Origin of the sequence: Methylobacterium planeticum (assembly GCF_008806345.1) — a bacterium.
Lineage (GTDB): Bacteria > Pseudomonadota > Alphaproteobacteria > Rhizobiales > Beijerinckiaceae > Methylobacterium > Methylobacterium planeticum.
The window spans coordinates 53,080-78,512 of record NZ_VZZJ01000017.1 but is presented as its reverse complement, the minus strand read 5'-3'; the positions used below and the strand labels follow the sequence as shown (position 1 = coordinate 78,512).

The window sequence follows — 25,433 nt, the reverse complement described above, 5'->3', positions numbered from 1 at the left end:
GCATTGAGCCCGCAACCGCCGGTCGCCCGGCGCATTGGACCAGTGGCGGGTCCGCCCTGCGAGGGAGACTGACGCGATGGCGGGACATGGTGAGCGCCGCGAGGGGCCTCCCCCGGCGCGGCTGGCGGCCCTCGAGATCCTGGAGCGGCTCGTCGCCTTCGACACCGAGAGCTCCCTGTCGAACCTCGCCCTGATCGACTGGGTTTCGGGATACCTCGAGAACTGGGGCGTGCCGCACCGGCTGGTGCCGAACGCGGCCGGCGACAAGGCTGCCCTGTTCGCCACGATCGGCCCGATGCAGGATGGCGGCGTCGTCCTCTCGGGCCACACCGACGTGGTGCCGGTGACGGGACAGGCCTGGACCTCCGACCCCTTCACCCTGCGGGTCGCCGACGGCCGCGCCTACGGGCGCGGGGCCGTCGACATGAAGGGCTTCTGCGCCCTCGCGCTCGCGGCGGTGCCCGACTTCCAGGCGGCGTCCCTCCGCCGGCCGATCCACATCCTGCTCTCCTACGACGAGGAGACGACCTGCCTCGGCGTCGCCGACACGATCGCGCGCTTCGGCGCCGACCTGCCGCGCCCGGGCGCGGTCATCGTCGGCGAGCCGACCGACCTCGAGGTCGCCGACGCCCACAAGAGCATCGTGACCTACTTCACCACCGTGCACGGCCACGAGGCGCATTCCGCCAAGCCGATGCTCGGGGCCAACGCCGTGATGGCGGCGGCCGATCTCGTGAGCGAGCTGAACCGCATCGCCGACCTGATGATCGCCCGGGGCGATGCCAGCGGGCGCTTCGACCCGCCCGCCACCACGGTGCATGTCGGCACGATCCAGGGCGGCACCGCCCGCAACATCCTGCCCAAGGTCTGCACCTTCCACTGGGAGTTCCGCGGCCTGCCCGACCTCGACATCGGGGAGATCCCCGGTCTCTTCGCCCGCAAGGTCGAGGCGGTGACCCGCGAGCGCCTGAACCGCTACGGCGATTTCGGGCGGATCGACACCCTGGAGGAGGTCGCGGTGCCGGGCCTCGCCCCCGATCCCGGCTCCGAGGCCGAGCGGCTGGCGTTGCGGGTGGCGGGGCGCAACCGCACGATCTCGGTGCCCTACGCGACGGAGGCCGGGCGCTTCCAGGTCGCCGGCATTCCGACCGTGGTCTGCGGGCCAGGCTCGATCGACCAGGCCCACCAGCCCGACGAGTCCATCACCCTGCAGGCGCTGGAGGACGGGGCGGCCTTCATGCGGCGGCTGGCCGAGGCCTGTGCCGCATGAGCCGCACGGGCGATTCCGGGCGGGTCAAGCTGCGGCCCCTGGAGCGCGAGGACCTGCTCTTCGTGCACCAGCTCAACAACAACGACAGCATCATGCGCTACTGGTTCGAGGAGGCCTACGAGTCCTTCGCCGAGCTGGCGCAGCTCTACGAGCGCAACATCCACAACCAGACCGAGCGGCGCTTCATCGTCGCCACCGAGCGCAACGAGTCGGCCGGCATGGTCGAGCTCGTGGAGATCAACCACCTGCACCGCCGCTGCGAGTTCCAGATCGCGCTCCATCCGGCCTTCCAGGGCCGCGGCTTCGCCGGACAGGCCACCCGGATCGCCATCGACTACGCCTTCAGCGTCCTCAACATCCACAAGCTCTACCTGCACGTGGACAAGGACAATGCCCGCGCGGTGCGCATCTACGAGCGCTGCGGCTTCGAGCCCGAGGGCGTCCTGCGCGACGAGTTCTTCGTCAACGGCAAGTACCGCGACGCGGTGCGGATGTGCCTGTTCCAGCCGCACTACCTCTCGCGCCGCGGCGGCGGCGAGATCGCGGAGCCGGTGCTGAAGACCTGAACGGCCGGCCTCGGGCCGACGCGCCGGGACCCCGCCCGGGGCGGGCGAGGGCCCGGACATCGGAAAAAGGGGCCGGCGAGCCGGCCCCTTGGGTGATCGAAGCCTCTCTGCTCAGCGGCTGCCGGCGGTCCCGCCACGCTCGCCGCCGGAGCGGCCGCCGGCATTCGTCCCACCGGCATTCACGGCACCGCCGCGCTCGCCGCCCGGCTGGCCGCCCACGCGGTTGCCCGTGGTGGCGCCGCCGGTGCGCTCGGAGGCGTTGCGGATGCCGCCCTGGCCGCCGCCGCGCTCGCCCTGCTGCAGGGCATTGTTGCCGCGCATCCCTTCGTTGCGGGTGCCCTCGTTGCGGGTGCCCTCGTGGCGGCTGTCGGCGTTGCGCAGGCCGTCGCGCCCGCCGCGATCCGCCCGGACGTCGCGCTCACCGCGCTCCGTGCGCGAGACGCTCGTGCGGCTGCGCTCGCTGACATTCGCGCTGAGGGTGCCGCCGCGCCGTTCGCTCGTCGAGATCGTCAGGCGGCGATATTCGGGCGAGCCGTACACCACCCGCTGGCCGCGGATCGTCACGTATCGCGTGCCGCCCTCGCGGACGCTGACGAGGCGCCGGTACTCGGGGGAGCCGTAGACCACCCGATGCCCCCGGATGACCACGTAGCGGCGCGGGCCGGAACGCTGCTCGACGGTGACGAGGCGCCGGTATTCGGGCGAGCCATACACCACCCGGCGGCCGCTGATGAACACGAAGCGACCCTCGCGACGATGGTCGCTCGCGACGCGCTCGGAGCGGAGATCGGTGCGGCGGCTCTCGCCGACCCGCGTCGCGCGGTCGTGGCGGAGGTCGCCGCGCAGGGAATGCTCGCCGCCGCGATCGGCCCGGTCCGTCCGGGTCTGACGGTCGCCGGTCTGGCGCTCGGCATTCTGGCGGTCCGCACCCTGGCGGTCCGCACCCTGGCGCTCGCCGCTGCGGGCCTGCATGCCCCGGTCGCCGCCCTCGCGCTGGCCCGTGGCCTCGCGCCGGGCGCCCGGCGCCCCACCCGCCTCGGATCCGCGGGCGCCCGCGCCGCCGGCGCGCTCTGCCGCCATGCCGGACCGCGTCCCGCTGCTGCTCCCAGCGGTATTCCCACTCATCTGACCGCCGGCATTCTGCGCGAACACCGATGTGCTGAACAGCAATGCTGCCAGTCCGACTGCAAATGTCTTCATGACGTATCCTCCGATACCTTTTGACGCTTCGAAACGTCGTAGGCACCGAAAGGGTTCAACGAAAACTTCCGCATTCTTCGATCGCCAAACCTGCGGCTCAGCTTGAGTAAAGGAGGACTGAGCTTGGCCGCAGGAATGCGCTGGTTGGGCCGGGCCTCCGGGTCTCAGTGCCGGGCGCCGCCGTCGATCGCGGCCTCGACCTCGGCCGGATCGAGGTCGTAGCGGCGCGAGCAGAACTCGCAGGTGATGCCGATGCGCCCGTCATCCGCCACCATGTCGCGGCGCTCCTCCGCCGAGAACGAGCGGATCATGCCCATCACCCGCTCGGGCGAGCAGCGGCACTGCTCCGCCACCGCCTGCGCCTCGAACACCCGCACGCCGCGCTCGTGGAACAGGCGGTAGAGCAGCCGCTCGGAGGAGACGGCCGGATCGACGAGCTCGTGGTCCTCGATGGTGCCGACGAGGGAACGGGCCTCGACCCAGGCATCGTCCTCGGGCGCGCCCGTCGCCTCGAGATGGGCGTGCCCCTGCGGGATGTCGCCGGGCGGCAGGTCGGCGAGGCGCGCCCGGTCGATCGATTGGGGCAGGAACTGCATCAGCAGCCCGCCCGCCCGGTAGCGCGCGGCGCCGTTCTCGAACTCCTCCGCCACCGCGAGGCGCACCTCGGTCGGGATCTGCTCGGACTGGCGGAAATACTGGTGCGCCGCCTCCTCGAAGCTCTGGCCCTCCAGGGCCACGACGCCCTGGTAGCGGCTCGCCGCCGAGCCCTGGTCGATCGTCATGGCGAGATAGCCGCGGCCCACGAGGTCCGCCGCCTTGACGGGACCCGCGCCGAGGGACGCCACGCGCTCGGCGTCGAAGCGCGCCGTCGCGCGGACGCGGTCCGGCGCCTCGAAATCGACCACGATCATCTCGACCGGGCCGTCGGTCTTGGTCTGGAGCTGGAAACGGCCCTCGAACTTCAGCGAGGAGCCGAGCAGCACCGTCAGGGCTGCGGCCTCGCCGAGCAGGCGCGCCACCGGATCGGGGTAGCCGTGCTGGCGCAGGATCGTGTCGACGGAGGGCCCGAGCCGCACGACGCGGCCGCGCACGTCGAGGGCCTCGACGGCGAAGGGCAGGACGGCATCGTCGAGGCCTTCGCGGCCGTCGGCGGGGGTGGGCGATTTCTCGGTTCCGGAGGTCATGGCCTCTCCGCTCGTTCGGGTCCGACAGGTGCGGGCGCGCCGCCTCAATCCCCGCGAGGCCTCGACATCACGGATCGCGGCGCGGCCGGGACGGAGGGCGCGTTCCCTCGCCCGTGCGGGAGAGGGAGCCGCCGCGCCGCGGGGCGTGGATCGAAGCCGGGGGGAGAGGCGGTGCGCCCGCCTGACTCCCCATATAGGGAGCCTGCGCGGCGACCGCGAGACGTCCCGCTCAGAGGCCGTTCGCCCCGAAGCACCAGGCCAGGATGCCCTTCTGGGCGTGGAGCCGGTTCTCGGCCTCGTCGAAGACCACCGATTGCGGCCCGTCGATGACCTCGGCCGTGACTTCCTCGTCGCGGTGGGCCGGGAGGCAATGCATGAAGACGGCGTCCTTGGCCGCGGCCGCCATCAGCTTGGCATTCACCTGGTAGGGGCTGAGGAGGTTGTGGCGGTGATGGTCGTCGTCGTCGCCCATCGAGACCCAGCAATCGGTGACGACCGCCTCGGCCCCGTCCACCGCCGCGAACGGATCGGTGGTGACGTTGACGCGGGCGCCCTGCTCCTTCGCCCAGGCGAGGAGCGCGGGGGGGGCCGACAGCTCCGGCGGGGCCGCGATGTTGAGGGTGAAGTCGAGGCGCGCCGCCGCGTGCACCCAGCTCGCCAGCACGTTGTTGGCGTCCCCCGACCACGCCACCGTGCGGCCCGGGATCGGCCCGCGATGCTCCTCGAAGGTGAGGATGTCGGCCATGATCTGGCACGGATGCGAGACCTTGGTGAGCGCGTTGATCACCGGCACGGTGGCGTACTCGGCGAGCTCCAGCATCAGGTCGTGGTCGAGGATGCGGATCATGATCGCGTCGACGAAGCGCGACAGCACGCGGGCGGTGTCGCCCACGGTCTCGCCGCGGCCGAGCTGCATCTCGCTGCCGGTGAGCATCAGGGTCTCGCCGCCGAGTTCCCGCATGGCCACGTCGAAGGAGACGCGGGTGCGGGTCGAGGGCCGGTCGAACACCATCGCGAGGTTCTTGCCGGCGAGCGGGCGCTCCGCCGGGGGCTCCCCCCGGCGGCGGTGGCGCTTCATGGCGGCCGACGCGTCCAGCACGGCGCGCAGCTGCGCCCCGGAGAAGTCCTTGAGGTCGAGGAAGTGGCGGGGGCCGTGCCGGCCGGGGACCTGGGCGGTCCCGTTGATGTGGGCAGTCATCTCGATCGATCTTCGAAAACAGGTGATCAGGGGCGGCGCGCTTATTCGGCGGCCCCGCGCAGGGTGGTCTCCAGGGCGGAGGCGGACGCCTCCAGGCGCTCGACGGCGGTCGCGACATCCGCCTCCGTCACGATCAGCGGAGGCAGGAGGCGGACCACGTTGTCGCCCGCCGGGATCACGAGAAGGTGCTCGGCCCGGGCGGCGACCGCGAAGTCGGTGTTGAGCACCGCGAGCTTGAGCCCGAGCATCAGGCCCTGCCCGCGGATCTCCGTGAAGACCTGCGGGTGGCGGTCCTTGAGGGCGGCGAGCTTCTGCTTCAGCACGAGGCCGACGCGCTGGACATGCTCCAGGAAGCCGTCGGCCAGCACCACGTCGAGGACGGCGTTGCCCACCGCCATGGCGAGGGGGTTGCCCCCGAAGGTGGTGCCGTGCGTGCCCGCCGTCATGCCCCGGGCGGCCTCGCGCGTCGCGAGGCAGACGCCGAGCGGGAAGCCGCCGCCGATCCCCTTGGCCGCGCTCATGATGTCGGGGGTGATGCCCGACCATTCGTGGGCGAAGAGCCGCCCCGTGCGCCCGACGCCGGTCTGCACCTCGTCCATGATCAGGAGAAGGCCCCGCGCGTCGCAGAGCGCGCGCAGGCGCCGCAGGTCCTCGGCCGGGATCACCCGGACGCCGCCCTCCCCCTGTATCGGCTCGATCATCAGGGCCGCGGTCTCCGGCCCGATCGCGGCCTCGAGCGCGTCGAAATCCCCCGTCGGAACCTGGTCGAAGCCCTCGACCTTCGGGCCGAAGCCGTCGATGTACTTCTGCTGCCCGCCCGCCGCGATGGTGGCCAGCGTGCGTCCGTGGAAGGCGCCCTCGAAGGTGACGATCCGGTAGCGCTCGGGGTGGCCGTCGGCGGCGTGGTACTTGCGCGCCATCTTGATGGCGGCCTCGTTCGCTTCCGCACCCGAATTGGCGAAGAAGGCCACGTCCGCGAAGGTCGCGTCGACGAGCCGCTGCCCGAGCCGCTCGCCCTCCGGGATCTCGAACAGGTTCGAGGTGTGCCAGAGCTTGCCCGCCTGCTCGGTCAGCGCCGCGACGAGGTGCGGGTGGGCGTGGCCGAGCGCGTTCACGGCGATGCCGGCACCGAAATCGAGGTATCGCTCGCCCCCACGCGCGACGAGCCACGCCCCCTCGCCGCGCTCGAAAGCGATCGGGGCCCGGGCATAGGTCGGCAGCAGGGCGGAGGTCACGATGGCCGTCTCCGTGTCTGTCCAGGCGGGCGCAGGGGCCCGCCCCAAATGAAAGTGCCGCCTCGTCAAGGGGGCGGCACGCGCGCGATTACTATGAATCGGGCCCCATCTGTCAATCACGGGGCCGCTCCACGCCCGTGACATGGATTGATCCGGAGCCATTTTCGTGGGCCGATCTCAGCCGGGCCCGCACCGGCCCTTGCGGCGACCCACGCGCCTGTGCTGAGAGCGCGGCACGCGGCGCCCGCGCGGCGGTGCCGGATGAATTCGGGGAGCATCGGATGAGCACGGTCAAGGAACGCCTGGAGCGCCTGGGGCTGAGCCTGCCGAAGGCGGCGGCGCCGGTGGCGAACTACGTGCCCTTCGTGCGCACTGGGACCCTCGTGGTGATCTCGGGCCAGATCTGCTTCGGGCCGGACGGCAAGCTCGGCCCCGCCCATACGGGCAAGCTCGGCGCCGAGGTCTCGGCGGAGGACGGCATCGCCGCGGCCCGCCTCTGCGCCCTCAACGTGCTGGCCCAGCTCGACGCGGCGGTGGGCGACCTCGACCACGGCGTCGTAAAGTGCGTGCGCCTCGGCGGCTTCATCAACGCGGTGCCGAGCTTCGCGGGCCTCGCCGGCATCATGAACGGCGCCTCCGACCTGATGGTCGATCTCCTGGGAGACCGCGGCCGGCACGCCCGTTCCACCGTCGGCGTCGCCGAGCTTCCCCTCGACGCGGCCGTCGAGGTCGAGGCGATGTTCGAGGTGAAGTAGGTGGCCGCCTCGCCGGGCCCGAACGCCCCGGACTGGCTGACCGCGCGGCCGATCGCGCACCGGGGGCTGCACGACCGGGCGGCCGGCATCCCCGAGAACACGGTCGCGGCGGCGCTGGCTGCGGTGGCGGGGGGCTACGCCATCGAGTGCGACGTGCAGCCGAGCCTCGACGGCGAGGCGATGGTGTTCCACGATGCCGCGCTCGGGCGCCTGACCGGGGCGTCCGAGCCGATCGCCGCCCGCAGGGCCGCCGACCTCGAGACCCTGTCCGTCGCCGGAACCTCCGAGCGCATCCCGACACTCGCGCGCTTCCTCGCCGCGATTGGCGGCGCCACGCCGCTCATCGTCGAGATCAAGTCGCACCACACGGGCGACCTTGCGCTCACCCGGCGCGTCGTCGAGGTCGTCCGCGCCCAGGACGGCCCGGTGGCGCTGAAATCCTTCGATCCGGGCATCGTCGCGGCCCTGCGGGAGATCGCCCCCGGCCTGCCGCGCGGCATCGTCGCCGAGACCACCCAGGACGACCCGGCCTACGCGACGATGCCGCCGGCGACGCGCCGCGCCCTGTCGGACCTGCTCCATCTCGGGGAGACCCGCCCCGACTTCCTGTCCTGGCGGGTCGACGACCTGCCCTGCGCGGCGACGCATCTCTGCCGGCTGCTCGGCGGCCTGCCGGTGATGACCTGGACGGTGCGCAACGCGGACCAGCGGCGCAGGGCCGGGCGGCACGCGGACCAGATGGTGTTCGAGGGGTTCCGGCCCTGATCGGACCCTGGCCGGAGCTACTTCGGCAACGGCTGGAGCGCGTCCAGGAAGGCAGAGACCTCGCGCCGGTTCCATGATGCGCCGTTGTTCCAGAAATCGAGCAGCGCGCCATGGTTCAAGCGCACCCAGGCCATGACGCGCGGCGCCGCGATCCGGGACACAGCAGGGGGCAGGAAGTCGTCGCGGAGCTTCGGGTCGGGACCAACCGAGACGATGAGGCAGGGGAGCGTTCGCCCGGCCTTCCCCGGATACCATTTCACCCGCGGCCCATGCGCGCCGAGCGCGGTCGAGACGAACAGGGTTCCGGGTATGTTGGTATCCTGCTCATCGAGATTGGCCATCTCGATCAGAACATCTTCGGCGAAATCATCGGGCGGTCCCCGTTGCGGGAGGTCCTGCGCCCGAGAGCGACTGGTGGGATCCATCGGTGTCCAGTCCGCGCGCCAGCTCCGGCTCAGCCATGTGGGACCGCTGGCCGCTTGGCAAGGCGATGCGGGGTTGGCGCGACGATGACACGATCTGTTGATGCCCGGAAGTCCCCTCCGCCTGCGACGGCGCCGCCCCGGCATCCCGCTTGCCCGGCCCCGGCGCGCGACTAGATTGGCCGGCATGGAAGAACGCGGCAGGGCGGCCGGGGCCGCGACGGAACTTCGGGTCCGTGCGGTCACGGGCCTCAAGGAGATCGGGGCCGCCGCGTGGGATGCCTGCGCCACCTCCCCGGAGACCCTCGGGGCGGGCGACGAGACCCACAACCCCTTCGTCTCGCACGCCTTCCTGTCGGCGCTGGAGGATTCGGGCTGCGTCTCGCGCCGAACCGGCTGGCTGCCGCTGCACGTCGCGGTCGAGCGGGGCGAGCGCACGATCGGGGTCGCGCCCTGCTACCTGAAGACCCACAGCCAGGGCGAGTACGTGTTCGACCACGGCTGGGCCGACGCCTACGAGCGCGCCGGCGGCAGCTATTATCCGAAGCTCCAGGTGAGCGTGCCCTTCACCCCCGTGACGGGGCCGCGCTTCCTGATCGCGCCGGGGGAGGATCCGGACGCGGCGGTGGCGGGGATCGTGGCCGGCCTGCGGGCGCTGCGGGCCGAGACGGAGGCGTCCTCGATCCACGTCACCTTCATGCGCGCGCGCGAATGGGCGCAGGCCGGGGCCCTGGGCCTCCTGCAGCGCACCGACCAGCAGTTCCACTGGGAGAACGACGGCTACGCCACCTTCGAGGATTTCCTCGGCGCCCTCGCCTCCCGCAAGCGCAAAATGATCCGGCGCGAGCGGCGCGACGCGCTCGCCAACGGCATCACCATCGAGACGCTCACGGGCCGGGACCTGACCGAGGCCCACTGGGACGCGTTCTTCGCGTTCTACAGCGACACCGGCGCCCGCAAGTGGGGGCGGCCCTACCTCAACCGGCGCTTCTTCTCCCTCCTCTCCGAGCGGATGGCCCAGCGCGTGCTTCTGGTGCTGGCCACCCGGGCGGGGCGACCGATCGCCGGGGCCTTCAACCTCATCGGCGACGTGGCGCTCTACGGTCGCAACTGGGGTTGCATCGAGGACCACCCCTTCCTGCATTTCGAGGTCTGCTATTATCAGGCGATCGATTTCGCCATCCGGCACGGCCTCAAGCGGGTGGAGGCCGGCGCCCAAGGGGAGCACAAGCTCGCCCGCGGCTACCGGCCGGTGCTGATGCACTCGGCCCACGACATCGCCGACCCGGCCCTGCGCCGGGCGGTGGCCGACTACCTCAAGCGCGAGCGCGCCCACGTGGAGGATGCCGCGGGCGTGCTCGATACCCTGACGCCGTTCCGGCGCGACCACCCTCCGACAGAGAGAGACGCGTAAGCATGAGTCCGCTCGACCGCATCAAGACCTACGCCGACGAACTGACGGCGCTGCGCCACGACATCCACGCCCATCCCGAACTCGGCTTCGAGGAGGTGCGGACCTCCGGCGTCGTGGCGGACCTGCTGCAGGGCTACGGCATCGAGGTGCATCGCGGCCTCGGCGGCACCGGCGTCGTCGGCGTGCTGAAGGGGCGCAGCGACAACGGCCGCCGCATCGGCCTGCGGGCCGAGATGGACGCCCTGCCGATCGAGGAGGCGACGAACCTGCCCTACCGCTCGACGGTGCCGGGCAAGATGCACGCCTGCGGCCATGACGGGCACACCACGATGCTCGTCGGCGCCGCCCGCTACCTCGCGGAGACCCGCGATTTCGACGGCACCGCGGTGTTCGTGTTCCAGCCCGCCGAGGAGGGCCTCGGCGGCGCCCGCGCCATGCTGAAGGACGGCCTCTTTCAGAAATTCCCCGTCGACGAGATCTACGGGCTGCACAATTCGCCGAACGGACCGCACGGCCGGCTCAGGACCCGTCCGGGCCCGATCATGGCCGCGGCCGACTTCTTCGACATCCGCATCATCGGCCGGGGCGCCCACGCGGCCGAGCCGCAACGGGGCATCGACCCGATCGTGGTGGCGACCGCGTTCGCCCAGGCGATGCAGTCGATCGTCTCGCGCAATGCCGACCCGCTGAAATCCTGCGTCGTCTCGGTCACCCAGATCCACGCGGGCGCGGCCTACAACGTCATCCCGGAATCCGCCCACCTCGCCGGCACCATCCGGACCTTCGACCACGCGATCCGCACCCTCGCCTCCGAGCGCATCCGCGAGCTCGCCAAGGGCTACGCGGCGGCCTACGGGGCGGAGATCCAGGTCGAGATCCAGGACGTGTTCTCGGTCCTCGAGAACAGCGCCGAGCAGGCCGCGGCGGCGGCCGAGGTCGCCACGGAGCTGTTCGGCCAGGACAAGGTCGAGGCCGATTGCACGCCCCGCATGGGCAGCGAGGACTTCGCCGACATGGTGATGGCGGTGCCGGGGGCCTATGCCTGGCTCGGCGGCACCCCCGGCCCCGGGCTGCACAACGCGTCCTACAATTTCGACGACAGCCTGATCCCGCTCGGCAGCGCCTACCTGGCACGCCTCGTCGAGCGCCGCACCGCCGCCTGAGACGATGGCCGGCCGCGCCCCGGGGCCCCGCGTGATTTTTCGCGCGACCCCGCGGCCGCGCCCGGGCAGAATGCGGCCATGACGACGCTCCACGACTTCACCCCGGACGGGCCGGACGGCACGCCCCATCCCCTGGCGCAGTACCGGGGCAAGGTCGTCCTCGTCGTCAACACGGCCTCGAAATGCGGCTTCACCCCGCAATACGAGGGGCTCGAGGCGCTCTGGCGTGAGCACCGGGCGGCGGGCCTCGTGGTGCTCGCCTTCCCGTGCAACCAGTTCGGGGCCCAGGAGCCGGGCGACGCCGCCGAGATCGCTGCGTTCTGCAGCCTGACCTACGATGTCAGCTTCCCGGTGCTCGCCAGGGTCGCGGTGAACGGGGCGAATGCCGACCCGCTCTTCCGCCACCTCAAGGGCGAGAGGCCGGGGCTCCTGGGCATCGGATCCATCAAGTGGAACTTCACGAAGTTCCTGATCGGCCGCGATGGCCGGGTCATCGGCCGCTACGCCCCCCAGACCAGGCCCGCCGCCCTCGATGCGGCGATCCGGTCGGCCCTGGCCGAGCGCGGCGGGATCCACGGCGAGGGGATCTGACGGGCCCTCAGGCGCGCGCCGCGACGGCCGGCTTCGGAGATCGGGCCGGCTTCGGGGCCGGGGTCGCCTGCGCCTGGATCTCGATGAAGACCCGCCGGACCTTGGCGCTGCGGGCCTTGAGGGCCGCGTCGAGGCGGGCCACGGCCTGCTCGACCTCGCCGGCACTGAGGTCGTCGGCCATGTCGAGGCTGACATTCACCAGGATGTCGTCGGGCCCGAGATGCTGGGTCAGCACCTCGTTGACGTGGTTCACGCCGGGCTCGCCCCGGACTACCGCCCGGATCGCCGCGACGATCTCGGGGTCGGCCGCCTCGCCGATCAGCAGGCCGTGCGTCTCGATCATCAGGAAGATCGCCATCCCGACGAGGACGAGTCCGATGCCGATCGAGGACCAGCCGTCGAGGACCGGCATGTCGAGGGTCTCGGCGAGGATCACGCCCGCGAGCGCGATGACGAGGCCGATCAGCGCCGCCACGTCCTCGACCAGGACGGTGAACAGGGCCGGGTCCTTGCTGCGGCGGATCGCCGTGATCGGCGGGCGCTCGCCCTTCTCAGCCCAGAACGACGCGAGGGCGACGTAGCAGGAGAACCCCTCGGCCGCGACCGAAAAGCCGAGGATCGCGAGGTTCACCCAGAATCCGGAGACGTGGTACCCGAGCAGGGTCGCGTCCGCGGCCGGCTCCGGGTGCTGGATCTTGTGGACGCCCTCGTAGATCGCGAAGGCACCGCCGCCGAGGAAGATGAACAGCGCCACGATGAAGGCGTAGAAGTAGATCTCGCGGCCATACCCGAAGGGGTGGCGGGCATCGGCCGGTTTCTTCGCCCGCTTCAGCCCGACGAGGAGCAGGATCTGGTTGGCGGTGTCGACCAGGGAGTGGGTGCCCTCGGCGAGCATGGCCGAGCTTCCGGTCAGGGCGGCGCCGACGAACTTCGCCGCCGCGATGGCGAGGTTGGCGCCGGCCGCCGTATAGATGGCGCTGTTGCTCTCATGGGCCATGCGGGCGTCTCCTGAGGGCGGAACCGAACCGCGCCCGGAAGCGCCGCCGAGCCTCGATTCCGCCAAGCCTTGCTGTACGGGAATGGAGGCTCAACGCTCCGGAGCGGGCGGCGGTTCTCCCGGAATGCCGGGCTGCCCGTGGACGCGCCCGGCGCGCGGGTGCATCGTGCCGCCCCATGTCTTCCCGACGGAGCCGCCATGAGCCGACCTGCCGAGACGAGCCGACCTGCCGAGACGAGCCGACCTGCCGAGACGCCGCCCGCCTACGACCCCGACAACATCTTCGCCAAGATCCTGCGCGGGGAGATCCCGGCCCAGAAGGTCTACGAGGATGCCGAGACCCTCGCCTTCATGGACGTGATGCCCCAGGGCGAGGGGCATACGCTGGTGATCCCGAAGGCGCCGGCCCGCGGGCTGCTCGATGCCGACCCGGCCTCGCTCGCGGCGCTGACCGCCACGGTGCAGCGCGTCGCCCGGGCCGTGAAGGCGGCCTTCGCGGCGGACGGCCTGACGGTGTTCCAATACAACGAGCCGGCGGGTGGTCAGACGGTGTTCCACCTACACGTGCACATCGTGCCCCGCCACGAGGGCGTGCCGCTGAAGCGCCACGAGGGGGGCATGGCCGACCCGCAGGTGCTCGCGGGCCATGCCGAGCGCATCCGCGCGGCCCTCGACGCCTGATTCAGGCGGCGGTGGCCGGGCTCGCGGGCTGGGACATGGTGGCGAGAACCCGACGCAGGGCCGCGTTCTCGCTCTCGAGCTCGCCGATGCGGCGCAGGAGGATCTCGAGCGAGGCGTCGAGGGCGGGGGCCGGCGGTGCGAGCGGAGGCGCGCTCGCCGCGGCCACCGGCTCCGCCCCGGCCGCTTCCGCGAAGGTGATCCCGACGGCGTCGTCCCGGCGCCAGCGCAGCATCGACCGATAGGTGCGATCCTTCTGCGGGATCAGCAGGTCGAACGCCTCCGGCAGCGTCGCGGTCTCGGTCAGGGCGAGCCGCGCGCCGGACGTGGAGAGGTCGCGCACGAGGCAATCCATGCTCGACGCGCCGTGGTTGAACATGATCCGGCCCTTGAGGAAGACCCTCTGGCGCGTCTCTTTGCGATGTTCCGACATGGGTCGGCCCTTGTGTTTCCGAATGCTCCCGATCCTCGCACGCCAGCCCTTAAGGAATGCTCGCCGCGATGCGCGAGACCCGCCCTCAGGCGCAGGTGAAGCGCCGGTCCACGGTCTGGAACAGGTAGAAGCCGTTGAAGCGGATCGCCGTGTCGGCCGCGCGGTCGTCGAAGTCGAGGGGCGCGCTGCTCTCGCCGTCGAGCTTGCCGCCGAAGGTCCAGCGGCCGCCGCCCAGGAAGGCCGGCACGGCGTAGGCTTCGGGCACCGCGCAGCAGAGGCCGTCCACACTCTTCAGGCGAAACAGGTTGTAGCTCCGCATCGGTGCACCTCCGCTGGGCTGCCCGGTCCCCGGGGCGGCGCTGCCACGGTTCCGGTCCTGTCACGGCAAGATCGTCTCCGCGGGCCGCGACTCGGCCGGGAGGTCATGCGCGAGGCCACGGCATAGTCGCACATTCGGTCGCGTTTGTGTCGATCAGGTTTCGGGAACGTTGCGCTCCAGCTCCGCCAGCCAGATCCGCGCGCTGGAATCGGAGGGCGCGCGCCAGTCGCCCCGCGGGGAGAGGGCGCCCCCGGCCGAGACCTTCGGGCCGTTCGGCAGGGCCGAGCGCTTGAACTGGCTGAAGCCGAAGAAGCGCGCGACGAAGACGCCGAGCCAGCGCCGGATCTCGGGGAGCCCGTAGGCCTGGCGCTTCGCCGCGGGGAAGTCCGGCGGCCAGACGCCGTGCTGCGCGTTGCCCCAGGCATGCAGGGCCAGGAAGGCGATCTTCGAGGGCCGGAAGCCGTGGCGCAGCGTGTAGAACAGGTTGAAGTCCTGCAGGGCGTAGGGACCGATCTTGGCCTCCGTGCCCTGGGGACCCGTCTCGGCATCGGCCGGCACCAGCTCGGGCGAGATCTCGGTGTCGAGGACCGCCTGCAGGGTCCGGCCGACCTCCGCCTCGAACTGGCCGGTACCGATCACCCAGCGGATCAGGTGCTGGATCAGGGTCTTGGGCACGCCGGCATTGACGCCGTAATGGCTCATCTGGTCGCCGACCCCGTAGGTGCACCAGCCGAGCGCCAGCTCCGAGAGGTCGCCGGTGCCGATCACGATCGCGTCGTTCTGGTTGGCGAGGCGGAACAGGTAATCGGTGCGCAGGCCCGCCTGCACGTTCTCGAAGGTGACGTCGTAGACGGGCTCGCCCCGCCCGAACGGGTGGCCCATGTCGGTGAGCATCTGCTTGGCGGCGGGGCGGATGTCGATCTCGGCGGCCGTGCAGCCGAGGGCCCGCATCAGCGCGTGGGCGTTGGCCTTCGTCGCGTCGGAGGTCGCGAAGCCCGGCAGGGTGTAGGCCAGGATGTTGGAGCGGGGCAGGCCGAGGCGGTCGAGGGCCCTGGCGACGACGATGAGGGCATGCGTCGAATCGAGGCCGCCCGAGACCCCGATGACGGCCTTCCGGGTGCCGGTGCTCTCCAGCCGCTTGGCGAGGCCCGCCACCTGGATGTTGTAGGATTCGTAGCAATCCTGCGCGAGGCGGGCAGGGTCCGCCGGCACGAAGGGGAAGCGCTCGACCCGGCGCAGCAGGCCGAGATCGTCGGCCGGCGGTTCCGCCCGGAAGGCGACGCGCCGGTAGGTGCCCTCGCGCATGCGGGCGTTGTCGTCGAAGGTGCCGGCCTGGAGACGGTCCTGCCGGATCCGGTCGAGGTCGATGTCGGCGAGGGTCGCGACGGGGCCGGCGGCGAAGCGCTCGCCCTCCGCGAGGCGCATTCCGAGCTCGTCGACGCTGGTCTGGCCGTCCCAGGACAGGTCGGTGGTGGATTCGCCGAGGCCGGCGGCCGCGTAGACGTAGGCGCAGAGGCCCCGCATGGCGGCGGCCCGGGTCAGGAGGGCGCGCGCCTCCGCCCGCCCCACCGTGATCGGGCTGCCCGAGAGGTTGGCGAGCACGCTCGCCCCCGCGAGCGCCGCCCGCATGCCGGGCCCCTCGGGCACCCAGAGGTCCTCGCAGACCTCGATGCCGACGGTGAGGCCCTCGATGTCGGCGGCCTCGAACAGGAGGTCGGTCCCGAACGGCACCGCATACCCGGCCACGCCGATCGCCTCGCCGGCGATGCCGGCACCGGGGGCGAAGTGACGCTTCTCGTAGAATTCCCGGTAGTTCGGCAGGTAGCTCTTCGGCACCACGCCGAGCAGGCGCCCGCCCTGGATCGCCAGGGCGCAATTGTAGATGCGGTTGCGCCAGCGCAGCGGCGCCCCGACGACCAGGAGGGGGCGCAAGCCCGCCGTGGCGCGCACCACCGTCCCGACGGCGGCCTCGACCGCGTCGAGCAGGGTGTCCTGCAGGAACAGGTCCTCGATCGCGTAGGCCGAGAGGTTCAGCTCCGGGAACACCGCCAGCACCGCCCCGTGGGCGTGGCATTCGCGGGCGAGACCGAGGGTTTCCTCCGCGTTGCGCTCCGGCTCGGCCGGGTGGCTGCGGCCCGTGCAGGCCGCGACCCGGGCGAAGCCGTGCCGGTAGAGAGAGCGGAAATCCGTCTGCGAGGGGGAAGGTGCCACCGTGATGCCAATTCGAGCGAGGATCCCTGCCTAAACCCTAGTGCGGTCGAGCGACTCTCTCCAGGGGGGCGCCCGCGGGGCGGCCGCCGCGCCCCACCGCTGGACCCGGCGCAGGACCCGGCGGAGGGGCCGATTTCAAGCGTCTGTTAACGACGATCGGCCTAACTGGGCCGGAACCGCTCCACCTGGGGCGAGCCCTTGTTCGAGTCATCTTGAGAATCCATGCGCGCATCGGGACGGCCTCCGTACTCCCATCGTGATCCCTCCCGCCCCGGCCGGGGCGGCGACCGCTCGGGCCTGTCGATCGGCGCCCTGGCGCACCGGCTGATGTCCCTGCGGGCGAGCCTGACCCGGCGCCTCGCCGGCGCGCCCGCCCGCCCGAGCTACGCCCTCGCGGGCACGCGACCGGCTCCGAGCTGGCTCACCGCCCCCCACGCCATGGTCGGCCGCGGCCACGAGGACGCCCCCGATTCCGACGAGGCCCCGGCGCGGGGCGCCCGGATGCAGGGCGGGCGCGAGCCGCATGTCGAGGCGCCCCGGCGCGACGGGGCGGACGCGGTCTGGGGCGTGCCGATGCCGGCCGTCCAGGGCTGGCCCGCGGAGGTCTTCGACGACCGGGCGAGCCCCGAGATGCTGGCGCGCGCCCCGCGTCCGGAGAGCCGGATCGATGTCGCGGCCTCGAGCCCCGGCGTGCTGATCCGCTCGCCGCGCCGCCCCGCCGCGATCACCCCCGAGGGCGTGATGCCGGGCCTGTCCGCCGCCTCCCTGGCGGCCTCCCTGTCGGCGTCGATGCCCGCCCCCGCGGCGGCCGAGCCCGAGCGGCCCGCCGTGCGCTACACCCGCACCCCCGACACCGTGCTGCACGAGCGGCGCCAGCGCGCCCTCGACGCGGAGCGGGCCGCCCTCGCCCAGGCCCAGGCCGAGGCGCAGGCCGCGACGCTCGCCATCGAGGCCGAGCGCGCGGCGGCGGAGCGCGCCGCCCAGGAGGCCGCCGAGGCCGCCTCGGCCGAGCCGCCGGTTCCCCTGTGGCGTCAGCCCTTCGTGCCGCCGCCCGGCGTCCGCTTCTTCCGCACCCCCGACCGGCGTCCGGCCAAGACCCCGGCTGATGGCCCGGCCGAGGCCGCGCCCGCGCCAGCTGCCGATGCGGGCCTGTCCGGTCCGTTCGCCGCCGCGCCGGCTCCGCACGCCCCGGCGCCCGAGCGAGACTGGTCCGAAGTGCCCGATTGGTCGGACCTGCAGCCCTGGTTCGAGGGCCAGGACTGGTCCGCCATGGAGGCCTGGGCGGCGATCCAGGCCGAAGCCGACAAGCGCGCCGAGGTGGCGACCCTGGAGGCCGGCCCCGACCGGGCCCCGGATTCCCATGCCGAGGGTGCGTCCGACCGCTTCGTCTCCGTTCCCCTCGACATCTCGCTCCTGCGCGCCCTGCCGCCGAGCCCGGTCTACGTGCTCGATCGCCTCGTGCGCTTCGACGGAACCCGCCTCCCCCGCCCGGCCGACGGCCAGGATAACGGCCAGGATAACGGCAAGCCGAACGGAGCGGTGATCGACGGGCCGGCGCCGGACCGCGCCGCGCAGCCGGCCGGATCGGCGGCGCCGGCCCATGCGCGCCCGGCCCTCTCCCTCGTCTTCGGTCCCGGCGCGGATTTCACCGCCCGGTCCGAGGCCGCCCCCGCCCCGATCGCCCCCGCACCGGATGCGGCGGCGCGCCCGCGGCCGGTCTCGGCCATGGCCGCCCGCGCGGCGATCCGGGGCGTCCAGCCGCCGTCGGCTCCCGCGGCTGCGGCGCCCGTGGCCGCGATGCCGATCGCGTCGCGCCCCGTGCTGCTGCGCGGCAAGGCGGCGCCCGAGGCGCAGGCCCCCGAAGCGGCGGCCCCGGACGCGCAGGTCCCCGCCCCGGTCCAGGCCGCGCCCGAACCCCTCGAGATGGAGCCGGTCCTCGACCAGACCCCCCTCCCCGCTCCGTCGATCCCGGTCATCGCCCCGCGCGCCATCCTGCCGGAGCCGCGCGCGAGCTTGATCCCGGCCGGGCGCCACCTCGCGGTGGCGACCATCCAGAACGCCGATTACGCGCATCCCTCCCTGGAGCTCCTGGCGATGCCGGTGGCGAGCGAGGGCGAGGAGGTCGACGCCGACGTGCTGGAGCAGAACGCGCTGAACCTCCAGCAGACGGTGCAGGATTTCGGCGTGCGCGGCGACATCCTGGCGGTGCGTCCCGGCCCCGTCGTCACCCTCTACGAGCTCGAACCCGCCCCCGGCACCAAGTCCAGCCGCGTCATCGGCCTGTCGGACGACATCGCCCGCTCGATGTCCGCCGTCTCGGCCCGCGTCGCGGTCGTGCCCGGCCGCAACGTCATCGGCATCGAGCTGCCGAACGAGACCCGGGAGACCGTGTACCTGCGCGAACTCCTCGCCTCGCCGGACTTCTCCGAGAGCAAGCACAAGCTCGCCCTCTGCCTCGGCAAGAACATCGGCGGCGAGCCGATCATCGCGGACCTCGCCCGCATGCCGCACCTGCTGGTGGCCGGCACCACCGGCTCCGGCAAGTCGGTGGCCATCAACACCATGATCCTGTCGCTCCTCTACCGGCTGAAGCCCGAGGAGTGCCGGCTGATCATGGTCGATCCGAAGATGCTGGAATTGTCCGTCTACGACGGCATCCCGCACCTGCTCTCCCCCGTCGTCATCGACCCCAAGAAGGCGGTGATCGCCCTCAAATGGGCGGTGCGCGAGATGGAGGAGCGCTACAAGAAGATGTCCAAGATCGGCGTGCGCAACATCGACGGCTACAACGCCCGCATGGCCGAGGCGCGCGCCAAGGGCGAGGTGATCCTGCGCACCGTCCCGGCGGGCTTCAACCGCGAGACCGGCGAGGCCGTGTTCGAGCAGGAGGAGATGGACCTGTCGGCGCTGCCCTACATCGTGATCGTGGTCGACGAGATGGCCGACCTGATGATGGTGGCGGGCAAGGAGATCGAGGGGGCGATCCAGCGTCTGGCCCAGATGGCGCGGGCGGCGGGCATCCACCTGATCATGGCCACGCAGCGCCCGTCGGTGGACGTGATCACCGGCACGATCAAGGCCAACTTCCCGACCCGGATCTCCTTCCAGGTCACGAGCAAGATCGACTCGCGCACGATCCTCGGCGAGATGGGCGCCGAGCAGTTGCTGGGCCAGGGCGACATGCTGTTCATGGCGGGCGGGGGGCGCACCACGCGGGTGCACGGGCCGTTCTGCTCGGACGCGGAGGTGGAGAGCGTGGTGGCGCATCTGAAGCGCCAGGGCCGGCCGGCCTATCTCGAGGCCGTCACCGCCGATGACGGGTCGGGCGAGACCGAGAAGGCCGGACGGGGCTCCAAGGCGGACCGGACCGAGCGGGCCGAGCGCCAGGAGGAGCCCGAGGAGACGGATGTGGCGGTCTTCGACGTCGGCAGCTTCGTGGCGAGCGGCGGCGGCGAGGCCGGCGGCGACCTCTACGAGCAGGCCATTCAGGTGGTGCTGCGCGACAAGAAGGCCTCCACCAGCTACATCCAGCGCCGCCTGCAGATCGGCTACAACCGCGCCGCCTCGATCATGGAGCGCATGGAGATCGAGGGCATCGTCGGCCCGGCCAACCACGCCGGCAAGCGCGAGATCCTGGTCGAGGGCGGGCCCTCCTCCATGATGTCCGGCGGCGTGATGTACGACGACGATTGATCTCCGCGCCGGCCCTTCGGGGCCGGCGTCGCATATTCGCCACAGGGCGGGTCTCTAAGCATGGGGCCTCCCGCCCCCTTCTCCCGCTCCCGGAGTACGCCCACGATGATCGGCCGCCGCCAGAGCCTGCTTGCCGCGTCGCTGCTCGTCCTCGCAGGCGGCCTCCTCCAGCCCGACCCGGCCGCCGCGCAGGTCTCGTCGTTCCTCGACGGCCTGTTCGGCCGCAAGGAGGAGCCCGCGCCGGAGCCCGCCCCCGCCCCGAAGGCGCCCGCGCCCGCCCCCGCCGCGCCGAGGAAGCCCGCGCCGAAGCAGGTCAAGGAGGGCGGCAAGGAGGCAAAGGAGGCCAAGGGTGCCGAGAGGGGTGCCGAGAGGGGTGCGGACAAGGGGGGCGAGAAGACCGGCGGCCCGAAGGCCTCGGCGCACAAGGCGGCGCCGGGCGAGGCGAAGGTCGCCGCCGTCGGCGCCCCGAACGCCGCCGCCTTGCCGGCCGAGGATGCCGATCCCGCCACCGTGCTGGCTCAGGCCAACGCCTATTTCAACGGGATGACGACCCTCACGGGCAACTTCGTCCAGATCGGCGCCGACGGGCGCCGCATCGGCGGCAAGCTGACGCTCGCCAAGCCCGGCCGCCTGCGCTTCGACTACGATCAGCCCTCGCCCCTCGAGGTCGTCGCCGACGGCACCTCGGTGGCGGTGCGCGACCGCAAGCTCTCGACGCAGGACCTGTACTTCATCTCGCAGACGCCGCTGAAATTCCTGCTGCGCGAGAAGATCGACCTCGCCCGCGACCTCTCGGTGACGGACGTCTCGAACGATCCGGGCGGCATCCGCATCGCCCTCGAGGACCGCTCGACCCTCGGGGGCACCTCGAAGATCCAGCTGTTCTTCGATGCCGAGATGAAGACGCTGAGCCAGTGGCGGATCACCGATCCGCAGGGCTACCTGACCACGGTGCAGCTCTCGAACCTGCAGAAGGGCAAGGCCGTCGACGGGATGCAGTTCGTGATCAATTACGGGCGCGCCGAGGACAAGGCGCTGCAGCAGCAGATGCAGCGCCCGTAAGCGCGCCGCCTCAGGGCATCTGCAGCCCGAGATCCGCCGGGCGCCAGCGGTCGAGCTCGCGGTCGATCGCCCCCTCGGTGCCGCGCAGGAAGTCGGCGGCGGGCAGGCCCGGAGCCAGGGCGTCGAGGTAGCTCACCACGACGGTGCCGGCGCGCGTCCGCGAGCCGCTCGGCCAGTACAGGCCGGAATTCACCGCCACCGGCAGCACCCGCAACCCGAGGCGGCCGTACAGCAGCTCGACGCCGCGCTTGAACTGCACCGGATCGCCGATCGTGCCGCGGGTGCCCTCGGGGAAGATCAGCACCGAGCGCCCGGCCGCCACCGCCGCCCGGCTCTCGTCGATCATCGTGCGCAGGGCCTGGGTGCCGTTCGCCCGGTCGATGATGATCATCGGCGAGCGGCGCAGGAACCAGCCGACGACCGGGATCGTGATCAGCTCGCGCTTGGCCACGATCGCGACATCCGGCACCAGGATCAGGAAAGCCAGGGTCTCCCAGGCCGATTGATGGTTGGCGACGATCAGGCAGGGCTCGCGCGGGATGCGCTCCCGGCCCTCCTCCACGTAGGTGAGCCCGACGAGGTGGCGCAGGCCGAACAGGATGCCCCGGGCCCACAGGCGCGTCGCGGCGCGGATCGGCCGGGCCGGCGAGCCGGAGGCGGCGAACACCAGGAGGGGTGCGAGGAACAGCGCGGTCCAGGCAGCCCAATAGGCGTTGAAGAGCACGGAGCGAGGGTGCGGCACGAAGCGGCCTTCTGCGGGTGTCAGCCCGGGGCCATAGCCCCTCCGCGGCCGCCGCGCACGGGAATTCGGTTCGGGCGGCCCGCGGCGAGACGCGCCGCCGCACCCGCTCCGGCCGGCGGCGCGCCCGCGCCGAACGGATCCCAAGCCCTCGCCAAGCTCGAAAAATCCGCTATCGAGGGGCCCTCGATCCTTCGCGAGTCCCCGCCCTTGCGCTTCACCGTCAGCACCTGGAACATCAACTCGGTGCGCCTGCGCATCGACCACGTCCTGCGCTTCCTCGCCGAGGAGCGGCCGGACGTGCTCTGCCTGCAGGAGACGAAGTGCCCGGACGACGCCTTTCCGCTGAAGGCGCTGCGGGGCTCGGGCTACGAGCACGTCGTGTTCGCGGGCCAGAAGGGCTATAACGGCGTCGCGATCCTGTCGCGCCATCCCCTCCTGACCCGCGCGGTGATGTCCTTCTGCGAGCGGGCCGATGCGCGTCACATCTCGGCGGTGCTCGGACCGGAGGCGGGCCGGGCCGCCGGCATCGTCCTGCACGATTTCTACGTGCCGGCCGGCGGCGACGTGCCGGATGTCGGGCTGAACCCGAAATTCGCGCACAAGATCGACTTCCTCGACGCGCTGCGCGCCTGGGGCGGGCGCCGGGTGTCGGGCCCGGCGATCCTCGTCGGCGACCTCAACGTGGCCCCGCTGGAGCACGATGTCTGGTCGCACAAGCAGCTCCTCGACGTGGTGAGCCACACCCCCATCGAGACCGAGCGGCTCGAGACCTTGCGCGGCGAGGCGGGCTGGATCGACGCGGCCCGCCTCCTGACGCCCGAGCCCGAGAAGATCTACACCTGGTGGAGCTACCGCTCGCCCGACTGGGCCGCCGCCAACAAGGGCCGCCGCCTCGATCATGCCTGGGTCTCGCCGGACCTCGCCGGCACCGTGCGCGGCGTCACGGTCGCCCGCCATGCCCGGGGCTGGGACCGTCCCTCGGACCACGCGCCGGTGACGCTCGCCCTCGAGCTCTGAGGCGCGCCCGGAACGCTCTGCGCGGTCCGGGCATTCTCCCGGCACGATGCGGGCTTGCGAGGCTCGCGAACCCCTCACCGCGAGCCGCCCCACCCCATGCGCAAGATCCTCATCGCCTTCCTGTTGCCCAAGGTCATCCAGTTCCTGCGCCGCCGCTACGGCGGCGGCCGCGCCGGGAACCGCTCGTACTGAGGGAAAGCGCCTTCCTCCGCCGCCTGACGGCGGAGATCGATGTCCACCGCATCCCGGGGCCGCAGGGCGGAGCCCGGGATGCGGGGCCCGCCTCCGGTCGACGGCCTCACGCGCGCGGCGCGGCGCCGGGCTCCCCCGAATGGCGCCCGTAGCCAGCGTAGATCGCGAGCCCGATCCCGAGCCAGACCGCGAGGCGGATCCAGGTGTCCCCCGGCAGCCCCGCCATCAGGGCGAGGCAGGTCAGGATGCCGAGGCCGGCCACCAGGGGCGCGGCCCGGACCCGGAACGGGCGCGGCCGGTCCGGCTCGGTCCGGCGCAGGATCAGCACCGCGGCACAGACGAGGATGAAGGCCAGCAGGGTCCCGATGCTGACGAGCTCGCCCAGGATGTCGATGGGCACGAAGGCGGCGACGAGGGCCGTCAGCACCCCGATCAGCCCCTGGCTCAGGGCCGGCGTCCGGGTCACGGGATGGACCCGCGCGAAGGTGTCCGGCAGGAGCCGGTCGCGTGCCATGGCGTAGAAGATCCGCGCCTGCCCGTAGAGGGCGGTCAGCGCCGAGGTGGTGAGGCCGACCAGCGCCCCCAGCTTGATCACCACCGCGAAGGCGCCGAGCCCGATCGCGTCGATCGCCTTGGCGATCGGGTCGGCGACGTCCAGCTCCCGGTAGGGCACGAGGCCGGTCAGCACCGCGGCCACCGCCACGTACAGGATCGTGGTGAGGACGAGCGCCCCGAGGAGGCCGATCGGGGCGTCCCGCTGCGGCGCCCGGGTCTCGCCCACCGCCGTCGCCACGGTCTCGAAGCCGATGAAGGCGAAGAAGACGACGCCCGCGCCCCGCAGCACCCCGCTCCAGCCGAACGCCCCGAACGTGCCGGTGTTCGGCGGGACGAGCGGCGACCACAGGGCGGGGTTCAGGTGCGCGGCGCCGACCGCCACGAAGGCCAGGATGATCGCGACCTTGAGCGCCACCAGGGCGGCGTTGGCGCGGGCCGCGTCCCGGTTGTCGCGCACGAGGAGTGCCGTCAGGGCGAGGACGATCCCGGCGGCGGGCAGGTTCACGAGCCCGCCCGCGCCCGGGGCGGACGCGAGCCTCGTCGGCAACCTGAGGCCGAGATCGGCCAGCAGGCTCTGCGCGTAGCCCGACCAGCCCACCGCCACGGTCGCGGCCGCCATGGCGAACTCGAGCACGAGGTCCCAGCCGATGATCCAGGCGCAGAACCGCCCGAGGGTGGCGTAGGTGTAGGTGTAGGTCGAGCCCGGGACCGGGATCATCGCGGCGAGCTCGGCGTAGCAGAGGCCGACGAAGGCGCAGGCGACCGCCCCGAGGAGGAAGGACAGGACCAGGGCCGGCCCGGCATATTGCGCGGCGGCGGTGCCGGTCAGCACGAAGATCCCCGCCCCGACCGTGGCCCCGACCCCGATGCAGACGAGGCTGAAGGCCGTGAGGTTGCGCGCGAGCGGCGGCCCCGCCGCCGCGTCCGCGTGCTCGGCGAGGATCCGGGCGATCGGCTTGCGGCCGTTGCGGCGGGTGACGGCCATGATTCGCACGCGCTCGCTTCCCTCGGCCCGCACCGGGGCTCGCTTGACCCCAACCGGGCGACCGTTCCGGCGGCAAATCCTGCGCCAGGGTGGAGGCCGGGGACAGCGCGGCGAGGGGCCGCCTCCGGGAGGACTGGCGCTGCGGACGGTTTCGTGTATGGTCCGCGCGACCTCGACCCGGCAACGGGCGGGGCTTGAACCGCTTGGGGGTTAGACCCTGCTGGACGACATCCCGGCAGTGGCCAAGGCCCGAGCACGCGCCGCTCCCTCACGGGGCGGCCCGCATCCAGACACCCCATCCCGAAAGGCCAAAGGCGATGTCGATCACGGCAGAGCGCAAGACCGCGCTCATCAAGGACTACGCGCAGGGCGGCAAGGACACCGGTTCGCCGGAGGTCCAGGTGGCGATCCTCACCGAGCGGATCACCAACCTGACCCAGCACTTCAAGACCCACGGCAAGGACAACCATTCCCGCCGCGGCCTCCTGAAGCTGGTCTCGCAGCGCCGCTCGCTGCTCGACTACGTGAAGCGCAAGGACGAGGCCCGGTACCGCTCGCTGATCGAGCGCCTCGGCATCCGTCGCTAGGATCTTCCAACGCGCGGTCCCGAGCCCGGCTCGGGACCGCGCTCGACCATCGACGGGGCGGAATGGGTCCGGCCCGTCGATCCCCGGGCGACTTCGAGGCGCGACGCCAGGGCAGGATCGCGAGGGGCTTCCGAACCGGGAGTCCCTCGCCGTCTTGCCGCTGGCGGTGCCGGGTTCGCCCGACCGTATGAAGGCTGAT

23 protein-coding genes are annotated in these 25,433 nt (G+C 72.2%); 12 read left to right on the top strand and 11 right to left on the bottom strand.

Annotation, left to right across the window (positions count from 1 at the left end; genetic code table 11):
- The first annotated feature begins 76 nt into the window (after positions 1-76).
- Together argE and speG are read left to right on the top strand one after the other, a co-directional pair.
- Positions 77-1,270: an acetylornithine deacetylase gene (argE, locus tag F6X51_RS18440; RefSeq protein ID WP_150965140.1), complete on the top strand. Its 1,194-nt coding sequence runs from the start codon at positions 77-79 to the stop codon at positions 1,268-1,270.
- A complete protein-coding gene (gene speG / locus F6X51_RS18435) occupies positions 1,267-1,836 on the top strand; it encodes a spermidine N1-acetyltransferase (RefSeq protein ID WP_150965139.1) in 570 nt (189 codons plus the stop codon). The genes argE and speG overlap by 4 nt, the downstream gene beginning before the upstream one ends.
- Before the next feature lie 111 nt (positions 1,837-1,947).
- Here speG and F6X51_RS28015 read toward each other — a convergent pair whose 3' ends face one another.
- The 4 genes from F6X51_RS28015 to F6X51_RS18415 all read right to left on the bottom strand — a co-directional run bounded on the left by F6X51_RS28015 (position 1,948) and on the right by F6X51_RS18415 (position 6,653).
- Positions 1,948-3,036 carry a hypothetical protein gene (locus F6X51_RS28015; RefSeq protein ID WP_191970166.1) on the bottom strand — a complete coding sequence of 363 codons (1,089 nt, stop codon included), beginning with the start codon at positions 3,034-3,036 and terminating at the stop codon, positions 1,948-1,950.
- 164 nt (positions 3,037-3,200) lie between these two features.
- Positions 3,201-4,220 carry an Hsp33 family molecular chaperone gene (locus F6X51_RS18425; protein ID WP_150965138.1) on the bottom strand — a complete coding sequence of 340 codons (1,020 nt, stop codon included), beginning with the start codon at positions 4,218-4,220 and terminating at the stop codon, positions 3,201-3,203.
- Between the two features lie 229 nt (positions 4,221-4,449).
- The gene (gene argF / locus F6X51_RS18420; protein ID WP_150965137.1) at positions 4,450-5,418 is read right to left on the bottom strand and encodes an ornithine carbamoyltransferase; all 969 of its coding nucleotides are present in this window, start codon (positions 5,416-5,418) and stop codon (positions 4,450-4,452) included.
- A 41-nt stretch (positions 5,419-5,459) separates the two neighbouring features.
- Positions 5,460-6,653 carry an aspartate aminotransferase family protein gene (locus F6X51_RS18415; RefSeq protein WP_150965136.1) on the bottom strand — a complete coding sequence of 398 codons (1,194 nt, stop codon included), beginning with the start codon at positions 6,651-6,653 and terminating at the stop codon, positions 5,460-5,462.
- 281 nt (positions 6,654-6,934) lie between these two features.
- Between F6X51_RS18415 and F6X51_RS18410 the strand changes: the two genes are divergently transcribed.
- Together F6X51_RS18410 and F6X51_RS18405 are read left to right on the top strand one after the other, a co-directional pair.
- Positions 6,935-7,408 carry a RidA family protein gene (locus F6X51_RS18410; protein WP_150965135.1) on the top strand — a complete coding sequence of 158 codons (474 nt, stop codon included), beginning with the start codon at positions 6,935-6,937 and terminating at the stop codon, positions 7,406-7,408.
- Positions 7,409-8,173, top strand: a complete 765-nt coding sequence (locus tag F6X51_RS18405) for a glycerophosphodiester phosphodiesterase family protein (protein WP_150965134.1) — start codon at positions 7,409-7,411, stop codon at positions 8,171-8,173.
- Positions 8,174-8,190: 17 nt separating this feature from the next.
- Here the strand turns inward: F6X51_RS18405 and F6X51_RS18400 are convergent, their stop codons facing one another.
- Positions 8,191-8,514 carry a hypothetical protein gene (locus F6X51_RS18400; RefSeq protein WP_210250319.1) on the bottom strand — a complete coding sequence of 108 codons (324 nt, stop codon included), beginning with the start codon at positions 8,512-8,514 and terminating at the stop codon, positions 8,191-8,193.
- Between the two features lie 268 nt (positions 8,515-8,782).
- Between F6X51_RS18400 and F6X51_RS18395 the strand changes: the two genes are divergently transcribed.
- The 3 genes from F6X51_RS18395 (at position 8,783) to F6X51_RS18385 (ending at position 11,763) form a co-directional block, all read left to right on the top strand.
- Positions 8,783-10,009 carry a GNAT family N-acetyltransferase gene (locus F6X51_RS18395; RefSeq protein ID WP_150965132.1) on the top strand — a complete coding sequence of 409 codons (1,227 nt, stop codon included), beginning with the start codon at positions 8,783-8,785 and terminating at the stop codon, positions 10,007-10,009.
- A gap of 2 nt (positions 10,010-10,011) precedes the next feature.
- Positions 10,012-11,172 (top strand): M20 aminoacylase family protein, encoded by a 1,161-nt coding sequence (locus tag F6X51_RS18390; protein WP_150965131.1) that lies wholly within the window; start codon positions 10,012-10,014, stop codon positions 11,170-11,172.
- 78 nt (positions 11,173-11,250) lie between these two features.
- Positions 11,251-11,763, top strand: coding sequence for a glutathione peroxidase (locus F6X51_RS18385; protein WP_150965130.1), 513 nt, complete (start codon positions 11,251-11,253; stop codon positions 11,761-11,763).
- Positions 11,764-11,770: 7 nt separating this feature from the next.
- Here the strand turns inward: F6X51_RS18385 and F6X51_RS18380 are convergent, their stop codons facing one another.
- A complete protein-coding gene (locus F6X51_RS18380; protein WP_150965129.1) occupies positions 11,771-12,760 on the bottom strand; it encodes a cation diffusion facilitator family transporter in 990 nt (329 codons plus the stop codon).
- 198 nt (positions 12,761-12,958) lie between these two features.
- Here F6X51_RS18380 and F6X51_RS18375 point away from each other — a divergent pair, with 198 nt between their 5' ends.
- Positions 12,959-13,441, top strand: coding sequence for an HIT family protein (locus tag F6X51_RS18375; protein ID WP_150965128.1), 483 nt, complete (start codon positions 12,959-12,961; stop codon positions 13,439-13,441).
- A gap of 1 nt (position 13,442) precedes the next feature.
- On the opposite strand, the gene F6X51_RS18370 is transcribed toward F6X51_RS18375, so the two are convergent.
- The 3 genes from F6X51_RS18370 to F6X51_RS18360 form a co-directional block, all read right to left on the bottom strand.
- On the bottom strand, positions 13,443-13,871 hold the full coding sequence (locus tag F6X51_RS18370; protein ID WP_150965127.1) for a PilZ domain-containing protein: 429 nt from the start codon (positions 13,869-13,871) through the stop codon (positions 13,443-13,445).
- 85 nt (positions 13,872-13,956) lie between these two features.
- On the bottom strand, positions 13,957-14,190 hold the full coding sequence (locus tag F6X51_RS18365) for a hypothetical protein (protein ID WP_150965126.1): 234 nt from the start codon (positions 14,188-14,190) through the stop codon (positions 13,957-13,959).
- Between the two features lie 153 nt (positions 14,191-14,343).
- Complete coding sequence (locus tag F6X51_RS18360; protein ID WP_191970165.1) at positions 14,344-16,401, bottom strand: NAD(+) synthase; 2,058 nt, start codon at positions 16,399-16,401, stop codon at positions 14,344-14,346.
- Positions 16,402-16,623: 222 nt separating this feature from the next.
- Here F6X51_RS18360 and F6X51_RS18355 point away from each other — a divergent pair, with 222 nt between their 5' ends.
- Both F6X51_RS18355 and F6X51_RS18350 read left to right on the top strand, forming a co-directional pair.
- Entirely contained in the window at positions 16,624-20,094 is a 3,471-nt protein-coding gene (locus tag F6X51_RS18355; protein WP_150965124.1) for a DNA translocase FtsK, read from the top strand.
- A gap of 105 nt (positions 20,095-20,199) precedes the next feature.
- Positions 20,200-21,156, top strand: a complete 957-nt coding sequence (locus tag F6X51_RS18350; RefSeq protein WP_150965123.1) for a LolA family protein — start codon at positions 20,200-20,202, stop codon at positions 21,154-21,156.
- A gap of 10 nt (positions 21,157-21,166) precedes the next feature.
- Here the strand turns inward: F6X51_RS18350 and F6X51_RS18345 are convergent, their stop codons facing one another.
- Complete coding sequence (locus F6X51_RS18345; RefSeq protein ID WP_150965122.1) at positions 21,167-21,898, bottom strand: lysophospholipid acyltransferase family protein; 732 nt, start codon at positions 21,896-21,898, stop codon at positions 21,167-21,169.
- Between the two features lie 207 nt (positions 21,899-22,105).
- On the opposite strand from F6X51_RS18345, the gene F6X51_RS18340 reads away from it, so the two are divergent.
- Positions 22,106-22,915, top strand: coding sequence for an exodeoxyribonuclease III (locus F6X51_RS18340; protein ID WP_150965121.1), 810 nt, complete (start codon positions 22,106-22,108; stop codon positions 22,913-22,915).
- Positions 22,916-23,213: 298 nt separating this feature from the next.
- Here the strand turns inward: F6X51_RS18340 and F6X51_RS18335 are convergent, their stop codons facing one another.
- Positions 23,214-24,647, bottom strand: a complete 1,434-nt coding sequence (locus F6X51_RS18335; RefSeq protein WP_150965120.1) for an amino acid permease — start codon at positions 24,645-24,647, stop codon at positions 23,214-23,216.
- Between the two features lie 317 nt (positions 24,648-24,964).
- On the opposite strand from F6X51_RS18335, the gene rpsO reads away from it, so the two are divergent.
- The gene (gene rpsO / locus F6X51_RS18330; RefSeq protein ID WP_150965119.1) at positions 24,965-25,234 is read left to right on the top strand and encodes a 30S ribosomal protein S15; all 270 of its coding nucleotides are present in this window, start codon (positions 24,965-24,967) and stop codon (positions 25,232-25,234) included.
- Positions 25,235-25,433 lie beyond the last annotated feature (199 nt).